This window comes from Pseudarthrobacter sp. MM222 (assembly GCF_947090775.1).
Taxonomy (GTDB): domain Bacteria; phylum Actinomycetota; class Actinomycetes; order Actinomycetales; family Micrococcaceae; genus Arthrobacter.
In genome coordinates, this window is sequence record NZ_OX352321.1 from 2620859 (window position 1) to 2635253 (window position 14395).

Annotated in this window: 14 protein-coding genes and 2 tRNA genes; 6 read left to right on the forward strand and 10 right to left on the reverse strand. The window is 66.9% G+C overall.

Features of this window, described 5'->3' with window-relative positions; translation table 11 throughout:
* Positions 1-37: 37 nt before the first annotated feature.
* The 3 genes from OM977_RS11915 to OM977_RS11925 all read right to left on the reverse strand — a co-directional run bounded on the left by OM977_RS11915 (position 38) and on the right by OM977_RS11925 (position 2466).
* Entirely contained in the window at positions 38-676 is a 639-nt protein-coding gene (locus OM977_RS11915; RefSeq protein WP_264357399.1) for an ATP-dependent Clp protease proteolytic subunit, read from the reverse strand.
* Positions 677-920: 244 nt separating this feature from the next.
* Complete coding sequence (gene tig, locus OM977_RS11920; protein ID WP_264354171.1) at positions 921-2324, reverse strand: trigger factor; 1404 nt, start codon at positions 2322-2324, stop codon at positions 921-923.
* 67 nt (positions 2325-2391) lie between these two features.
* Positions 2392-2466, reverse strand: a tRNA-Pro gene (locus OM977_RS11925).
* 148 nt (positions 2467-2614) lie between these two features.
* Here OM977_RS11925 and OM977_RS11930 point away from each other — a divergent pair.
* Positions 2615-2688: transfer RNA gene (locus OM977_RS11930), tRNA-Gly, on the forward strand.
* A gap of 12 nt (positions 2689-2700) precedes the next feature.
* Here OM977_RS11930 and OM977_RS11935 read toward each other — a convergent pair.
* The 5 genes from OM977_RS11935 to OM977_RS11955 all read right to left on the reverse strand — a co-directional run bounded on the left by OM977_RS11935 (position 2701) and on the right by OM977_RS11955 (position 7236).
* Positions 2701-3315: a hypothetical protein gene (locus tag OM977_RS11935; protein ID WP_264354172.1), complete on the reverse strand. Its 615-nt coding sequence runs from the start codon at positions 3313-3315 to the stop codon at positions 2701-2703.
* A gap of 15 nt (positions 3316-3330) precedes the next feature.
* The gene (locus OM977_RS11940) at positions 3331-4479 is read right to left on the reverse strand and encodes a zinc-dependent alcohol dehydrogenase (protein WP_264354173.1); all 1149 of its coding nucleotides are present in this window, start codon (positions 4477-4479) and stop codon (positions 3331-3333) included.
* Between the two features lie 108 nt (positions 4480-4587).
* Positions 4588-5541, reverse strand: coding sequence for an Fpg/Nei family DNA glycosylase (locus OM977_RS11945; protein ID WP_264354174.1), 954 nt, complete (start codon positions 5539-5541; stop codon positions 4588-4590).
* Entirely contained in the window at positions 5541-5981 is a 441-nt protein-coding gene (locus OM977_RS11950) for a ribose-5-phosphate isomerase (protein WP_264357400.1), read from the reverse strand. Before OM977_RS11950 ends, OM977_RS11945 begins: the two co-directional genes overlap by 1 nt.
* A gap of 253 nt (positions 5982-6234) precedes the next feature.
* Entirely contained in the window at positions 6235-7236 is a 1002-nt protein-coding gene (locus tag OM977_RS11955; protein WP_264354175.1) for a hypothetical protein, read from the reverse strand.
* 140 nt (positions 7237-7376) lie between these two features.
* On the opposite strand from OM977_RS11955, the gene pepN reads away from it, so the two are divergent.
* Together pepN and OM977_RS11965 are read left to right on the forward strand one after the other, a co-directional pair.
* Positions 7377-9935, forward strand: a complete 2559-nt coding sequence (gene pepN, locus OM977_RS11960; RefSeq protein WP_264354176.1) for an aminopeptidase N — start codon at positions 7377-7379, stop codon at positions 9933-9935.
* Positions 9932-10432: an OsmC family protein gene (locus OM977_RS11965; protein ID WP_264354177.1), complete on the forward strand. Its 501-nt coding sequence runs from the start codon at positions 9932-9934 to the stop codon at positions 10430-10432. Before pepN ends, OM977_RS11965 begins: the two co-directional genes overlap by 4 nt.
* Before the next feature lie 4 nt (positions 10433-10436).
* Here OM977_RS11965 and OM977_RS11970 read toward each other — a convergent pair whose 3' ends face one another.
* Complete coding sequence (locus OM977_RS11970) at positions 10437-11438, reverse strand: NAD-dependent epimerase/dehydratase family protein (RefSeq protein ID WP_264354178.1); 1002 nt, start codon at positions 11436-11438, stop codon at positions 10437-10439.
* Positions 11439-11548: 110 nt separating this feature from the next.
* On the opposite strand from OM977_RS11970, the gene OM977_RS11975 reads away from it, so the two are divergent.
* Positions 11549-12214 carry a mechanosensitive ion channel family protein gene (locus tag OM977_RS11975; RefSeq protein WP_264354179.1) on the forward strand — a complete coding sequence of 222 codons (666 nt, stop codon included), beginning with the start codon at positions 11549-11551 and terminating at the stop codon, positions 12212-12214.
* 1 nt (position 12215) lies between these two features.
* Positions 12216-12674 (forward strand): globin, encoded by a 459-nt coding sequence (locus OM977_RS11980; protein WP_264354180.1) that lies wholly within the window; start codon positions 12216-12218, stop codon positions 12672-12674.
* A gap of 13 nt (positions 12675-12687) precedes the next feature.
* Here OM977_RS11980 and OM977_RS11985 read toward each other — a convergent pair whose 3' ends face one another.
* Entirely contained in the window at positions 12688-13347 is a 660-nt protein-coding gene (locus tag OM977_RS11985) for a hypothetical protein (protein ID WP_264354181.1), read from the reverse strand.
* A gap of 63 nt (positions 13348-13410) precedes the next feature.
* Between OM977_RS11985 and OM977_RS11990 the strand changes: the two genes are divergently transcribed.
* A complete protein-coding gene (locus OM977_RS11990) occupies positions 13411-14391 on the forward strand; it encodes an acyl-CoA thioesterase (protein ID WP_264354182.1) in 981 nt (326 codons plus the stop codon).
* Positions 14392-14395 lie beyond the last annotated feature (4 nt).

Sequence of the window (14395 nt, forward strand, 5' to 3'; positions counted from 1 at the left end):
TTCATTGCTCCTGAATTCATTGCTGTCTACGTGCCGATCAGTTCTCGGTGGCGGAATCGCTGCCAGCGGCAGCACCGTTGCCGTTGGCGTTGGTTCCGCCGCCGCCGGCCACGGATCCCGCGTGCGCGGCGATCTTGTCGAAGAAGCCGTAGTCGAGGGCGTCCTTTGCGGTGAACCACTTGTCGCGGTCGTTGTCCTTGAGGATGGTCTCGACCGTCTGGCCGGTCTGGTCTGCGGTCAGTTCCGCCATGACCTTCTTCATGTGCAGGATCAGCTCGGCCTGGATCTTGATGTCCGAGGCCGTGCCGCCGATGCCGCCGGACGGCTGGTGCATCAGGATGCGGGCATTGGGGGTGGCGTAGCGCTTGCCCTTGGTGCCCGAGGAGAGCAGGAACTGCCCCATCGAGGCGGCGAGGCCGGTGGCAACGGTGACGACGTCGTTCGGGATGAACTGCATGGTGTCGTAGATGGCCATGCCTGCGGTGACCGAGCCGCCGGGTGAGTTGATGTAAAGGTAGATGTCCTTTTCGGGGTTTTCCGCCGAGAGGAGCAGCAGCTGGGAGCAGATCGCGTTGGCGTTCTCGTCACGGACCTCGGAGCCGAGCCAGATGATGCGCTCCTTCAGCAGGCGGTTGTAAATGTAGTTATCCTGGGCTGCCGGATCGACAGTAGCCATCCGGGGTGCCCCTGCTTGCTGTGACATATGTACTTACCTCTCGCTGGCGACGGTGACGCCACTTGACGGCATCACTGAACTTTCCTACAGCGACACTAACCGTTTTCACGCCCGCTTTGTTCGCAGGCGCCGGGCTGTTCGCTGACGGCGCACGATTCCCCGGGAGGGTTCATCACCGGCTTAAAGCCGCACCCCCGGAGCAAAGATCCGGGGGTGCGGGCTGGGACTTCGGGATCAGGAAGTGTTAGAACTTCACTGCTGCCGGGTCGTCGTTCTTGATGGTCTCGGTTGCTGCCTCTTCGGAAGCAGCTTCCTCGGCCTCGGTCTCGGCGGCAGCCTCGACCGGAGCCTCTTCGCCGCCGGGACGGACGAAGTCGCTGAGGTCAACCTTGTTGCCCTCGGAGTCGGTGACCTCGGCCTGGCCCAGGACAACCGCCAGCGCCTTGCGGCGGCGGACCTCGGAAACCATCATGGGGACCTGGCCGCTCTGATCGATGATCTGGGCGAACTGGTTCGGATCCATGCCGTACTGGCTGGCCGTGGTGACGATGTAGTCGATCAGCTCGTTCTGGCTGACGTTGACTTCTTCCTTTTCCGCGATGGCGTCGAGGATGATCTCGTTCTGGAAGGAGCGTGCGGTGTTGGCCCTGACCTCGGCGCGGTGCTCCTCGGTGTCGTGCTCGCCTTCACCGTGGGCGTTCTCGGCGTTGAAGTGCTGCTCCAGCTGCTCTTCGACCACGGAATCCGGAACCGGAACCTCGATGAGTTCAACGAGCTTGTCCAGGACCTTGTCGCGGGCTTCTACGCCCTGCTCGACAACCTTGGATTCGGAGGCCTGCTTGGCCAGGTCTTCGCGGAGCTCCGCGAGGGTGTCGAACTCGGAAGCCAGCTGGGCGAAGTCATCGTCGGCCTCGGGCAGTTCGCGCTCCTTGACGGACTTGACGACAACCTTGACCTGCGCGGACTCACCGGCGTGGTCGCCGCCGACGAGGGTGGTGTCGAAGATGGCGTCTTCGTCGGCGCTCAGGCCGGTGACGGCTTCGTCGAGGCCTTCGAGCATGGTGCCGGCGCCGACCTGGTAGGACAGGCCGGATGCGGAGTCAACCTCGGCGCCGTCGATGGTCGCGGCGATGTCGATGGTGAGGAAGTCCTTGTCGGCCGCCGGGCGGTCGACGGACTTCAGCGTGCCGAAGCGGCCGCGGAGTTCATCCAGGGCGGTGTCGACGTCGGCGTCGGAGGACTCCGCGGCGGCAACCTCAACCTTGATGCCGGCGTAGTCCGGCAGCTCGATCTCGGGGCGGACATCAACCTCGGCGTGGAACTTCAGTTCACCGTCCGTGGCGGAGGGGTCCGGAACCTCGGTGATCTCAACCTCGGGACGGCTCAGCGGGCGGATGCCGGTTTCCTGCACGGCAGCCTGGTACCAGCCGTTGAGGCCCTCGTTGATGGCAGTCTCCAGCACGTAGCCGCGGCCGACGCGCTGGTCAATGAGCTTGGAGGGGACCTTGCCCTTGCGGAACCCGGGGACCTGGATCTGCGAAGCAACAGTCTTGTATGCCTCTGCGATGCTGGGCTTCAATTCCTCAAAGGGGACCTCAACATTGAGCTTGACCCGCGTGGGGGTGAGGTTCTCGACAGCGCTCTTCACAGTCTAAGTACTCCTGGTTTTAGGGGGTGGGGTTCTGCAACGCCAAGGTCTGGCGGTTCCAGCAGAGTCGGGGTGACAGGATTTGAACCTGCGACTTCCTGCTCCCAAAGCAGGTGCTCTAGCCAAGCTGAGCTACACCCCGTAAGTGCACAGAACAGTCTACGGTCATCCTGTGGGGATTTGCACATTTGACACTGGGGCCCTGAATTAGGTTTAGTTGTATCCGGCTTCAACAGCCGCCCGGAAGTTTGCCGCTGGTACAACAGGAACAGCAGTACAGGCAAGATCCCGGGGACGTAGCTTAATGGTAAAGCCTCAGTCTTCCAAACTGATTACGCGGGTTCGATTCCCGTCGTCCCCTCCACAGCACGGCCCTCTAGGCACAAAACGACAGCCCCTCTTCGAGGGGCTTTTTTGTGTCCGTCCAGGCCTTGCGCCGGCCCAGGGCTTTGACGACGGCGGCCACACCGGCCCCGGCCAGCAGCCACGGGGCGGCGACGACGAGCGGGTCGATCCACTGGTGGTTGAGGTCGGCGCGTTTCTTCCCGAACCGGGAGCCTACGCCATGCCGGGAGAACTCGCTGAGCACGCCGGTTTCCGTGACCGGGTTGTCCGGGCGCAGGGTCGCGAGGGAGCGGAGGTGGCTTTCCCAGGCGTCCACCCTGTCCCCCAGGATCAGAATCAGCCAGTGCGCGGCACGCCCTTCGCTGTATTTGTAGGCGTACTTTCGGATGGCCCCGGAGAGGCCCTTGGGCGGGGTGGAGGTGCCGAATACGGGAGTGAGGAATTTGTGTTCGATGGAGCGTTCCCGCGGCCACTTTTCTTCCTGCCGCTCCGGAAATTCCCAGCGCGCCCCGGTCTCGAGATCGGTGCGCTCCCTCGGGACCGAGGGCCTGTCCTTCGGGTCGGAGTCAACGCCCCATCCGGGGATACGGGCGCGGAGATCCTCGATCGATTCCCGTAACTTGGGCTTGTCTGCGGTGTAGGGCATGATTATTCCTCCTTGTCAGCCGGCGCTGGGAACGACGAGCGGTTTGATGCAGTTATCCAGCTTGGCTGAGAAGATGTGATAGCCCTCGGCTATGTGCTCCAGCGGGATCCGGTGCGTCACAATGTCACTCGGTTTCAGGTAGCCGTTGCGGACATGCTCAAACAGGCGGGGCCACTGTCGCTTCACCGGGCACTGGTTCATCCGCAGCGTAAGGCCCTTGTTCAGGGCGTCCCCGAACTTCACCGCGCTAAACAGCGGCCCATAAGCGCCCACTACGGAGACAGTGCCGCACTTCCGGACCGAGTCGATGGCCCAATTCAGCGCCACCGGCGACCCTCCCTGGAGTTTGAGATTCGAGGCGCTGACGTGCTGCAAAAAGTTGCCGTCGGCCTCTGCCCCCACCGCGTCGATCACGACGTCGGCACCGAGATACTCCGTCGCCTTTTTCAGGTGCACCACGATGTCGTCGTATTCGGTGAAGTTGAAGGTCTCGGCATGGGCGAAGCTTCTGGCCTTTTCCAGCCGGTACTCCAGATGGTCGATCACGATCACCCGCCCGGCACCCATTAGCCAGGAGGACTTGGCGGCGAACAGTCCCACCGGGCCGGCGCCGAAAACCACCACGGTATCGCCCTCGGTGATATCGCCGAGCTGGGCACCGAAGTAGCCCGTGGGCAGCGCGTCGGTGAGCAACACCGCGTCCTCTTCCTCCATCCACTCGGGGATCAGGGAGGGGCCCACGTCCGCGAACGGAACCCGGACGAACTCGGCCTGGCCGCCGTCGTAACCCCCGCAGGTGTGGGAGTAGCCGTAGATGCCGCCCACCGCCGTCGCGTTCGGGTTTACGTTGTGGCAGTTGGAATACAGGCCGCGCGCGCAGAAGTAGCAGGAGCCGCAGTAGATGTTGAAGGGCACCATGACCCGGTCCCCCACCTTGACGTTCTCAACGGAGCCGCCTACTTCATGGACGGTTCCCACGAATTCGTGTCCGAAGGTCATGCCCACCCGCGTATCCGGCATCATCCCGTGGTAAAGGTGGAGATCCGAGCCGCAGATCGCCCCTGTCGAGACCCGCACAATGGCGTCGTTGGGATGTTCAATCTTTGGAATGGCTTTTTCTTCTACCCGGACCTTGTACGGTCCCCGGTATGTCATTGCCTTCATAAGTGCCGCCTTTAGTAAGCTGGCTTACAACTTTTTCAGGCTCCCATCAAAGCGGGGGGCAGGTCAAGGCTTTTTTGCCGCCACCGGCAAGGTGCTGACGACGAGTCTTCAGGCCTGCTGGCAGGCGGGGCACCAGTAGAGTTTGCGGGCGGCGAGATCCGTGAGTGCCACGGGGGTTCCGCAGTTCCGGCAAGCGAGGCCCTGCCTCCGGTAGACAAAGTGGGCTTCCTCCGGCGTCGGCAGGTCGCGCGCCTGTTCCGCAGCTCCCGCGCCGTTCCCATCACGGCCCGCATAACTGCTCCAATAGCGAGGTGGCGTGGTGATGATCCGGCCGTCGCGGACGCCGTCGGACATCATGGTCACGGTGTCGTCCCAGAGCCGGCCGGCGGCGTCGGCGGACAGCGCCTTCCCCGCCAGCCAGGGGTCGAGGCGTTGCCGGAAGAGGAGTTCGGCGCGGTAGACGTTGCCGACGCCGGCGATCACCTTCTGGTCCATCAGCAACACGGCCAGGGGCGTCCTCCGGGCCTGAACCCCGGCGACGAAGAGGTCCCTGTCCCCGGAACGGTTCCGGAGCGGGTCCGGGCCCAGCCGGGCCGTCACGGCTTCGCCCTCCGCCACAGTGAGCACTTCGCACGTAGTGGCTCCGCGGAGGTCTGCCCAGCCATGGGAACCGGCCAGCCGGACGCGCACGGCACCCACCGGGTCGGGCGGACCGGTGTAGCTCTCAGTCCGGAGGCCGGCGGTTGCTTCCGCCTCGTCGTCGTACAGTTCCCGCTCCCCCACCTTGCGGGGCGCACCGATGCTGGAGGCGCCGCGGAACGTCGCATCGCCGCCGAAGTTCCACGCGCCGTAGAGGCCAAGGTGGACGTGGAGCAGCAGGCCGTGCTCGAACGCCAGGAACAGGTGCTTGCCGTGGGCCACGGCGGCGGTCAGCACGGAGCCGTCCAGCAGCGCCGCGCCCTGCACGAACCTTCCCTGCGGGCTCGACACCACGAGCCGCTCTCCGGAGAAGACGTCCCCGAACTGGCGGGCCAGCCGGTGGACGGAATGGCCTTCCGGCACTACTCGATGACCTCGCCGGTGCGCTCGTAAGCGGCGATCTTGCCGATCCGGCGGACATGGCGCTCGTCATTGCTGAAGGGCTCGGCCAGGAACGCTTCGATAATGGCCGTGGCCTCCTCGACGGAATGCTGGCGGCCGCCGACGGCGACGACGTTCGCGTCGTTGTGCTCGCGCGCGAGTTTCGCGGTGGAGAGGTTCCAGGCCAGCGCTGCCCGCACGCCTTTGACCTTGTTCGCGGCGATCTGCTCGCCGTTGCCGGATCCGCCCAGCACGATGCCGAGGGCATGGGTGCCCGCCTCCTGGTCCGCCACGACGGCGAGCGCCGCGTTGATGCAGAACGACGGGTAGTCATCCTGCGCGTCGTAGGCCGTCGGCCCATGGTCCACGACGTCGTAGCCGCTGGCGCCGAGGTGGCTGACCAGGTGGGCGCTGAGTTCCATGCCGGCGTGGTCTGTTGCGATGTGCACGCGCGGGAGATCAGTTGGGGTCACGGCGTATCCGTTCAGTTGGCGGCAGGACAGTGGGGCACCGGAGCTGCCGGGCGGGTCTGGGGCTGGTCCCTAGCCTACTCGGGCGCCGGAGGCAGGCTGCGTCGGGGACACCGGAGCGTCTTCATAATGCGGTCACGGCTCTGATTTTCCGGCTCTGATATTCCGGCTCTGGGGTCCGGCACCTTGGGTTCAGGCTCCGTGGTCACGGCGCTGGGGTTCCGCCGCCGTGGCGCGCCCGATCGGCCACCCGGGAGAGCACCTGGGCCACGTGGTCCGCGGAAGCGGCGCTGCCGCCGCTGACCGCCAGTTTCCGCCCGTCGGATCGGTCGACGACGACTGCCGGGCCGCTGCTGACCAACAGCGCCGTGGTGCCGCCGGTGCTCCGGTAGCCCCAGCCTCCATAGTCGGCGGCCTTCACATCCTTCGGGGTGGCGGCTTCGATGGCCGCAGCGGGCACGTCCATGACCCGCAGGAAGCCGGCGGCAAAGACGCGCAGACCGCTCCGGTCCACCCGCACGCGGGCGACCAGGAAGGCCGCGGCGAGCAGGCCCAGGACCACGAGGACCGCCGCCAGCCACGGCACGGCGATGGTGAGCAGAGCGGCCGGAAGCACGGAGGCGATCCCGAGCATCACGAAGACGGAGCTGCGGGCGTGCACCCACAGGCTCACGGCATCCTGTGCGAGGTCGGGATCCAGCTCGCGTTGCAGCGCCGCCTCCATGGCCCGGTCATCGTCAGTGGACCAGCGCTCGTCTGCCTTAAAGACGAACCCCATCACAAAACCAAGGCCCACTGCCGCGCCGCTGCCCATCGCCAGCACGGCGACGTCGACCCTGGACTCCCTCGCGTCCGCCAGGCCAAGCTGGCCGACGAGGACGGCGGCAAGAACGGTGGTGACGAAGAGGCTGATCGACAGGCCCGCGCCCATCATGATCCGCCGCATCACTGCCGGGCGGGACAGCGGGGCGGCCTGCACCAGCGCGGCCCAGCCGATCAGCACGATCAGCGTGGCGCCGACTCCCACCACCGCGCCGAAGGGCGCGAAATCGGTAGCGCCGTCCTCAGCCCAGCGGATGGCGAGCGGCTCGGGCAGGTCGGCCCGGATCAGGAAGGCACAGACCACGAACCCGGCGGCGAGCATTACCGGGAACCCCAATGCGAACCGCAGGGCCCTGGCATCGACAGAATCCCGAAGCTTTCCCATACCCCCACGCTACCCCCGGCTGCGGCCGGACAGGCATGTACGGGCAGACATGTGATCCGGGCAACTTGCCATGGGCCGCTAGCGTGAAAGAATAATTTCACGTCAACGCCGATACTTCTGGAGGCCCCACTTTGCCCGGTATGAACCTGACGCGCGCCGAAGCACGCGAACGCGCCGAACTGATCGCCGTCGAGTCCTACGAGGTCAGCCTGGACCTGACCCGCGGTGACAAGGTCTTCGGCTCCACCACCGCCGTGAAGTTCACGGCCAAGCCGGGGTCCTCGACCTTCATCGACGCCGTGACCTCTGCCGTCCACAGCGTGACCCTCAACGGCCAAGAGCTGGATCCGGCCGAAGTCTCGGACGGCATCCGGATCCAGCTGCCGGACCTGGCCGCCGCGAACGAGCTGCTGGTGGTGGCGGAGGCCCCGTACATGAACACCGGCGAGGGGCTGCACCGCTTCGTGGATCCGGTGGACAACGAGGTCTACCTCTACACCCAGTTCGAGGTCCCGGATTCCCGCCGCATGTTTGCCGTCTTCGAGCAGCCCGACCTCAAGGCGAGCTTCACCTTTACCGTCACCGCACCCTCGCACTGGGACCTGGTGTCCAACTCCCCCACGCCGCCGCCGGTCGAGACGATTCCCGGCGAGGACGGCGGCGCACGCTCCGTCTGGGAGTTTCCCCCCACGCCGCCGCTCTCCTCCTACGTCACCGCCCTGATCGCCGGGCCGTACCAGTCCGTCCGCAGCGAGGTCACCTCGGCCGAGGGTAAGGTCACGCCGCTGGGCATTTTTGCCCGCAAATCCCTGATGCAGTACCTGGACGCGGACAACATCTTCGAGCTCACCCGCCAGGGCTTCGAATTCTTCGAGGCGCAGTTCGGCTGCCCCTACCCGTTCGAGAAGTACGACCAGCTCTTCGTGCCCGAGTTCAACGCCGGCGCGATGGAAAACGCCGGGGCCGTCACCATCCTCGAGGGCTACATCTTCCGCAGCAAGGTCCCCGACGCGCAGGTGGAGCGGCGCGCCATCACGGTGCTGCACGAGCTGGCGCACATGTGGTTCGGGGACCTCGTGACGATGCGCTGGTGGAACGACCTCTGGCTGAATGAGTCCTTCGCCGAGTACATGTCCCACCTGGCCGCGGTGGAGAACACGACGTTCGACTCCGCCTGGACCACCTTCGCCTCGGTGGAGAAGTCCTGGGCCTACCGCCAGGACCAGCTGCCCACGACGCACCCGATCTTTGCCGAGATCAACGACCTGCAGGACGTCGAGGTGAATTTCGACGGCATCACCTATGCCAAGGGCGCGTCGGTGCTGCGTCAGCTGGTTGCCTGGGTGGGCCCGGAAGAGTTCATGGCCGGCGTCCGGGAGTACTTCAGCAAGCACGCCTGGCAGAACACCGAGCTGAGCGACCTACTGGCCGAACTCGAGAAGGCCAGCGGCCGTGACCTCGACGAGTGGGGCCGGCTCTGGCTGGAGACCGCCGGCGTGAACACGCTCCAGCCGGAGCTGTCCGTGGGTGAGGACGCCACGATTTCCTCCTTCGCGATCCTGCAGTCCGCCACCGAAGACCAGCCCACCATCCGCCCGCACCGCCTCGCGGTCGGCTTCTATAACCTCACCGCCGCCGGGAAACTCGAGCGAGTCCACCGCGAGGAGCTCGACGTCGACGGCGAACGCACGGAGGTCCCGGCCCTGGCCGGTCTCGCCCAGCCGGACCTGATCCTGCTCAACGATGACGACCTCGCCTACGCCAAGGTCCGGCTGGACCCGAAGTCGCTCGCGACGGCCACGGCGCACCTGAAGGACTTCAGCCAGAGCCTCCCCCGCACCCTGGTCTGGGGCTCGGCCTGGGACGCGGCCCGGGACGGCGAAACCCCGGCCCGCGGCTACGTGAACCTGATCCTCGCCAACATCGCCGAGGAATCCGATTCCTCGGTGATCCTGGTCCAGCTCCGCCAGCTGGCCACCACGCTGAACTTCTACGTGGCCGAGGCCCACAAGGAGGCCACCGCTTCCGCAGCCGCGGACCGGCTCTGGGAGCTCGCCTCCAGCGTCCCCGCGGGCTCCGACGCGCAGCTGCAGTTCGTAAAGTCCTACGCCCTGCACGCCCGCAGCGCAGCACAGCTGGACAACGTCGCCGGGGTGCTGGACGGTTCCCGCGCCCTCGACGGCCTCGCCGTGGACCAGGACCTGCGCTGGGAGTTGATCGCGTCCCTCGTGGTTGGCGGCCGCGCCGGCCAGGAGCAGATCGACGCCGAGCTGGCGCGCGACAACACCGCCACAGGGCAGAACGCCGCGGCGCTGGCCAAGGCAGCCATCCCCACCCCCGAGGCCAAGGCGGCCGCCTGGGAGTCGATCGTGGTCAAGGGCGAGCTGTCCAACGCCCTGCAGGGCTCCGCCGTGAACGGCTTCACCCGGGTGCTGGACACTGCCCTGCTGGAGCCCTACGCGGAGAAGTATTTCGAGGCCGTTCCCGGCATCGTCAAGGAGCGCACCCACGCCCTGGCGCAGCAGATCGTCGTCGGGCTCTACCCGGCGCAGCTGACCACCCAGGCCACCGTCGACCGGACCGACGAGTTCCTCGCCTCCCTGCCGGAGGACAGCGCGGCGCTGCGGCGGATGATGCTGGAGAACCGCGACGGCGTGGCGCGTGCGCTGCGGGCCCGCCAGGCCGACGTCGACGCATGAGCCTCGACGAGCACCGCTACGCCCTGACGGTCCGCTGGACCGGAAACCTTGGCGAGGGGACGGCGTCGTACCGTGGCTATTCCCGGGACCACGACGTCGAGATCCCGGGGCTCCCGGTGCTCCGGGGTTCCGCGGATCCGAGCTTCCATGGGGACCGGACCCGCTACAACCCGGAGCAGTTGCTCCTGGCCGCGCTCTCGCAATGCCACATGTTGTCCTTCCTGCATGTGGCCGCGAAGCACGGCGTGGTGGTGAGTGCCTACGAGGACCACGCCGACGGGCTGATGCGGACCAACCGGGACGGAAGCGGCCAGTTCGAGTCCGTCACGCTCAAGCCCCGGGTGACGGTCGCCGCTCCGGCGCCCGGGCAGTTGCCCGACGCCGGCCTGCTCGAGGAACTGCACGCCGAAGCGAACAAGCTCTGCTTCATAGCCCGCAGCGTCAACTTCCCGGTGCTGCACGAGCCCAGCGTTGAGGTCCGGAACCCCGGGGACTGAGCTGTCAGCCGGGCTCGGCCCGGTACTCGCGCAGAAGCCGGCGCTCGGTCTCCGGGCTGAGCCCGGCTTTGCGTTCCCGGCCAAGCCCGCGCCCGCGTTCGTCCGCCAGGGTGTCCCGTACGGTATCCATCCACGGGCGTAGTTGCAGCCCGGCCGCCCGGGCGGCCTCGTTGCTCCGTGCCATAAATCCATCCTGGCCGGGCGGCAACCAGAGCGGCAGCGAGTCCGGTCCGGCCCAGCAATTGGCGCCGTGCTCTGCCAGCCATTCGCCCGGGACGGCCACCACTTCCGCTTCCCCGTCGGTGAGTTCCCGGGCTTCTTCGAGGTAGGCGGCAAAGGGCACGATCTCGCCCACGGCGTTCAGCGCGCCGGTGACCCCCAGCCCGGCCGCGGCCAGGACCCAGGCAGCGAGGTCCCGGACGTCTATCACCTGGGTGGGGTCCGACGGGATGTCCGGGACCAGCACCGGTTCCTGGTTCCGGGCGAAGCGGGCCGGCCAGTAGCCATAGCGGTCGGAACTGTCCCCGGGCCCGCCGATCAGTCCGGCGCGGCAGATGTGGGCCTTGTGCCCGGCCAGTTCCCGGGTCACGTGTTCGATGGCGGACTTGGCTTCGCCGTAGTTGTCCATTGTCAGGCCCGCGCCGGCAGCCAGCGGGGGCAGCACCTCGGCGTCCTCCGCTGCGCCGGGAACCGAGTGGTCCGCGTAGACGGAGCAACTGGAGATGAAGGTCCAGTGCCGGGCGGACCCGGCGAGGGCCTCAAGGGCCTCGCGCGCCTGCCCGGGGTCCCGGGAGACCTCGACGACGGCGTCCCACCCGGCGCTGTCCACTGCCTCCGCATAGGCTGCTTTCCCCAGTGAGCGGTCAACCTGCAACCACCGCGTCCCGGCCGGCGGCGCTCCAGCCGTCCCCCGGGCAAGGCAGGTGACATCGTGCCCGGCCTCGAGGGCCTGCCGGGCTATTTCCGCGGACAGGAAGGCTGTGCCGCCAAGGACCAGAATGCGCATGCGGCTACGCTACGGCGCTAATGTTGAAAGAGAACAGAGTGTTATGCGCCCGGCGAACACCGCCCGGCAGCAGAGCGCATCAGCGCAGCAGCAAGGAGCACCCCCAAACAATGTACGGCCTCTCTACGACCACCCCCATCACCCCTCCGGATATCTCGGCCATCAACCTGCCCGGAGTCCTCATCAGCATCGGGGTGGGCGTCGCCGTGTGGCTGGTGGCGACGTTCGTGATCGCCGGGATCACCAAACGCGTCGCCGCCGGAACCACCTTCTTCAAGAAGCCGCACTTCCGCTGGGTGGCACCCGCGCTCCGCGCCCTGGACCACGAGCGCCGGGTCCAGCGCGCGAACACCATCGGCTCGCTGCTCAACAGCGTCATCAGCGTCCTGGTAGCGGTCATCACCATCATGTACGTGCTCAAGAACCTGAACGTGGACATCGCGCCGCTGCTGACCAGCGTCGGCATCCTCGGCGTGGCGATCGGCTTCGGTGCCCAGCAACTGATCCGCGACTTCCTGGCCGGCATTTTCATCACCATCGAAGACCAGTACGGCATCGGTGACATCATTGAAACGTCCGAAGTCGTCGGCGAGGTCGAGGCCATGGGGCTGCGCATCACCCGGGTACGCGCCGAGGACGGAACCATCTGGTACCTGCGCAACGGCGAGATCCTGCGCGTCGGCAACCGCTCCCAAGGCACCTACGTCCCTCCCGCCGAGGAACCGGCGGACGCTTCCGAGGCCGGGGCGGCTCCCCAGCAGAAAGCCGGAGAATAATATGACGATCCCGATTGCCGGCGAACCCCGGCAGCCCAGGCAGCTGATACAGAACGACCCGTTCACCCAGCCCGGGTACACGGATAACTTCTACGACGCCGTGGGCGGCCATGAGACGTTCGTGAAGCTGATTGATGTGTTCTACGACGGCGTCGCGACGGATCCGCTGTTGCGGCCGATGTACCCGGAAGAGGACCTCATTCCGGCCAAGCGCCGCTTCCTGATGTTCCTTGAGCAGTATTGGGGCGGTCCGACGACGTACGGCGAGGAACGCGGGCATCCGCGCCTGCGGATGCGGCACCAGCCCTTCCGTGTCACACCGGAGGCCAAGGAACGCTGGCTGCATCACATGCGCATCGCCGTGGACGCCTTGGAGCTCCCGCCGCTGTATGAGGGAACCCTCTGGGACTATATGGAGCGCGCTGCCCTCTCCATGGTGAACAGCCCGTCGGAAGCCTGATCCGGCCGCCGAACTAGACCCCGGACCCGGTCCGGGCCAGCACGTGGCCACGGGTGCCGCTGACCCGGAACCAGCGGCCGGCACGGTAAAGCTGCTGCTCCCCGTCAGCCAGGAATCCCAGGGTCAGCGCCGCGAAGGCGGCACCGGCGGGCAGTCCGCCGGCCCCGGGAAGTTCCCTGCCCCAGACCGCGGCGCGGGCATTGTTGACGATCAGCGCGCCGGGCTTAGCCGGCATGATGGCGGCCACCTCGGTGATGCCGGCCTCGGCGAACTGCCGCAGCTCCGCATCCTGCAGGGTGCCAAGAAGCTCCCAGCCGCCACGGGGTGCGCCGACCCCCGCCCACGACTCGGTGACGTGCACCGGCGGCAGCGGCAGTTCGACGTCGTTCTCCCCCGCCCGCGCCAGCCGGTCCAGCACTGCCGACAGCGGCACGGTCACGTCGGTCTCGGCAGGCTGCGCCAGGGCCATGGTCCGGAGCCCCAGGATGGTCGGGGTGGCTTCCCCCAGCAGCCGGGGCCGCAGCACGCAAACGTAGGCGGCGAGCACCGGGCCGGAGGCCTGGAACCGGATGGCGCCGTCGTCGATGGACTTGGCGCGGGTGGCGAAGGTGCGCAGGTCCGCAAGGTCTCGGGGATCGGTGAACTGCAGGGGCTGGGTTAGGACGTCAGACACAATATGGACTCTACCGGTTGTGCCTCTTTTGAGCGGTGCCGGGGTGACGTCTAGAGTCAAACCATGACTGAAGCCGAAGCCGAATTGCAGGGGCTGCCAACCCAGGACCCCACCTCCTCGCTCCTCCAACTCCTGAACCTCGGCGAGCTCGAGGGCGCCCGGACCGATGAAGACATTTTCATGGGCCCCTCGCAGCAGCAGCCCCGGCAGCGCGTCTTCGGCGGCCAGGTCCTGGCGCAGTCCCTGATCGCCGGAAGCCGCACCGTACCCGACGGCCGCAGCGTGCATTCCATGCACGGCTATTTCCTCCGACCGGGTGACGCGAACAAGCCGATCACCTTCGGTGTGCAGCGGCTGCGGGACGGCCGCTCCTTCTCGGCGCGCCGTGTCCACGCCTACCAGGAGGGCATGCCCATCCTGTCGATGATCGCCTCGTTCCAGACGGAGGACGAGGGTCTCGAGCACGAGTCCGAAATGCCGGCGGGTATCCCGGACCCCGAGTCCCTGCCCAGCACCGCCGACCTGCTCGGCAAGTACGACCACCCCGTGGCCCGGCACTGGGCCTATGAGCGCCCGTTCGACGTCAGGCACGTCGATCCCGCGCTGTACGTCTCGGCCAAGGGCCAGAAGGAACCGCGCAACGCGGTCTGGATGAAGACCTTCGGTCCCATGCCGGACGATCCGGGTTTGCACCGCGCCGCCCTGGCCTACGCCAGTGACTACACAATCCTGGAGTCCATCCTGCGCCAGCACGGGCTGAGCTGGATCACGCCGGGGATGTCCGTGGCCAGCCTGGACCACGCCATGTGGTGGCACCGTCCCGTGCGGGTGGACGAGTGGCTGCTGTACGTCCAGGAATCCCCCAGCGCGCAGGGAGCCCGGGGCCTGGCCACCGGCAAGATCTTCAGCCGCGACGGCCGGCACGTGGCCACCGTGGCCCAGGAGGGTATGATCCGGGTCCCCACCGATTTGAAGAACAAGGTCAAGGGCGCCGTGCAGACCAAGGTGCTGCAACACCAGATGCGGAAGGCTGACCGAGGCTAAAGCA

Excerpts from the sequence above, each read along its gene's own strand:
- OM977_RS11950 (WP_264357400.1), bottom strand. The coding sequence starts at position 5,981 with ATGGAACTCAGCGCCCACCTGGTCAGCCACCTCGGCGCCAGCGGCTAC.
- OM977_RS11940 (WP_264354173.1), bottom strand. The coding sequence starts at position 4,479 with ATGAAGGCAATGACATACCGGGGACCGTACAAGGTCCGGGTAGAAGAA.
- OM977_RS11970 (WP_264354178.1), bottom strand. The coding sequence starts at position 11,438 with ATGCGCATTCTGGTCCTTGGCGGCACAGCCTTCCTGTCCGCGGAAATA.
- pepN (WP_264354176.1), top strand. The coding sequence starts at position 7,377 with ATGAACCTGACGCGCGCCGAAGCACGCGAACGCGCCGAACTGATCGCC.
- OM977_RS11955 (WP_264354175.1), bottom strand. The coding sequence starts at position 7,236 with ATGGGAAAGCTTCGGGATTCTGTCGATGCCAGGGCCCTGCGGTTCGCA.
- OM977_RS11935 (WP_264354172.1), bottom strand. The coding sequence starts at position 3,315 with ATGCCCTACACCGCAGACAAGCCCAAGTTACGGGAATCGATCGAGGAT.
- OM977_RS11915 (WP_264357399.1), bottom strand. The coding sequence starts at position 676 with ATGGCTACTGTCGATCCGGCAGCCCAGGATAACTACATTTACAACCGC.
- OM977_RS11965 (WP_264354177.1), top strand. The coding sequence starts at position 9,932 with ATGAGCCTCGACGAGCACCGCTACGCCCTGACGGTCCGCTGGACCGGA.
- OM977_RS11975 (WP_264354179.1), top strand. The coding sequence starts at position 11,549 with ATGTACGGCCTCTCTACGACCACCCCCATCACCCCTCCGGATATCTCG.
- OM977_RS11990 (WP_264354182.1), top strand. The coding sequence starts at position 13,411 with ATGACTGAAGCCGAAGCCGAATTGCAGGGGCTGCCAACCCAGGACCCC.
- OM977_RS11980 (WP_264354180.1), top strand. The coding sequence starts at position 12,216 with ATGACGATCCCGATTGCCGGCGAACCCCGGCAGCCCAGGCAGCTGATA.